This is a genomic window from Massilia mucilaginosa (genome assembly GCF_011682145.1).
In the GTDB taxonomy this organism is placed as follows: Bacteria; Pseudomonadota; Gammaproteobacteria; order Burkholderiales; family Burkholderiaceae_D; genus Telluria_A; species Telluria_A mucilaginosa.
This window is the reverse complement of sequence record NZ_WHJH01000154.1, coordinates 1-1,209: the sequence shown is the minus strand read 5'-3', so window position 1 is coordinate 1,209 and position 1,209 is coordinate 1. Positions and strand designations below refer to the sequence as shown.

At 48.9% G+C, this 1,209-nt stretch carries 2 protein-coding genes; both read right to left on the bottom strand.

Annotation, left to right across the window (positions count from 1 at the left end; genetic code table 11):
- Positions 1–135: 135 nt before the first annotated feature.
- A complete protein-coding gene (locus F2P45_RS34230) occupies positions 136–597 on the bottom strand; it encodes a Tgi2PP family T6SS immunity protein (RefSeq protein ID WP_223164914.1) in 462 nt (153 codons plus the stop codon).
- The gene (locus tag F2P45_RS34225; protein WP_223164913.1) at positions 591–1,082 is read right to left on the bottom strand and encodes a hypothetical protein; all 492 of its coding nucleotides are present in this window, start codon (positions 1,080–1,082) and stop codon (positions 591–593) included. Before F2P45_RS34225 ends, F2P45_RS34230 begins: the two co-directional genes overlap by 7 nt.
- Between the last annotated feature and the right edge of the window lie 127 nt (positions 1,083–1,209).

Below are 1,209 nucleotides of genomic sequence, written 5' to 3'. Positions count from 1 at the left end.
TCAAGCTCGCCGCGCGTAAGGGCGGAGAGGTCGGGAGGAGTGCGTTTTTTTGCCATAACCAGCATGATGAGCCGGCTTGAAAAGGTTTACAACTATTTTGTGAAAAAATCTCGTGCTGAACAGTCACAATATGCCTTAGTCTGTGCAGCCAAATCCCCTCCGCGCGACACGCTCGCTAGCGAAAGTCCTTTTTGTTCTAGCCATGATCTCACCTTGAATACGTTGCAATTCTGGAAATGAAAAATTTTCGCATGTATGGGTTTCCCAAACATCCCCAGTGAAAGCGCTGACGGAGTACATTCCCCAATATTCGATGGCTCCTGCCTTTGGGTCGCTATAACCCAGGCTGAACTCGAAATGCCCAGGATGATACGGCTTGCCTTTATCGTCAACCAGGTTCTCAATAAATACTCCGGACTTGCGTAGGTTGAACTTATTTTTCTTCAAAACAACGATGAGCACTTCTTTGGCCTGTTTCGCAGTCAGTCCATTGGGTTTTACGTCTCCAAGTTGAACGGACGCTGCGCTTGTTGCAGACCCAGTTGACGTCGCCAAGAAAACCGCAATCAGAAATGCACGACTGAATTTTCTTAACACGACAGACGCCCTTTCACTGCTCGAATAATATCCACCAGATATGGTATGAAATTCGCACGCCCTCCGTCCTCCGCCCGTCCCGTATTGAATCTAACCGCCACCAAGGCTTGAGCGAAAACGAGCGGATCTGCCTTGCCCTTTACTGCGTGGCCGAAGCGTCGCTCAAAAGACTCTGCACAGTCCCTGAATCTCGAAAACTTGGCTACCTTGATTTTACGATTTTCCTTCGGATGTTCGGAACCAATCTGCAAAGGTGCCGGCGCATGCATGGAGAAGTAGTTTTTGAGATCTCTGGCAATACGTCCTTTTCCATACTGGCTTTCTTGTGCGGCCAATCCGAGGATGTTCTCAATAGGAACATTTAGGCGCGCCGCAACGTCCACACACTCCTTTTCGAACGCTTTAACGAAGCTCACCGCATCGTAACTGTTCAGCCTGAGTGACGATGAAATATACATGTTGTAAACGCCGGACGCTTCGTTCATCAGTAAGCGCTCCATAAACCCCAGACTTGCTGGCTAATCCGAATTTCCGCATTCTTGCTACTTCGATTTGATACCGGAGCAAGCATGGAAAACACGACCGTTTTTTGGGAGAAGCACGTTGCCGCGA

Bases quoted from the DNA above. Each gene is read 5' to 3' on its own strand.
- F2P45_RS34225 (WP_223164913.1), bottom strand. From the start codon at position 1,082: ATGAACGAAGCGTCCGGCGTTTACAACATGTATATTTCATCGTCACTC.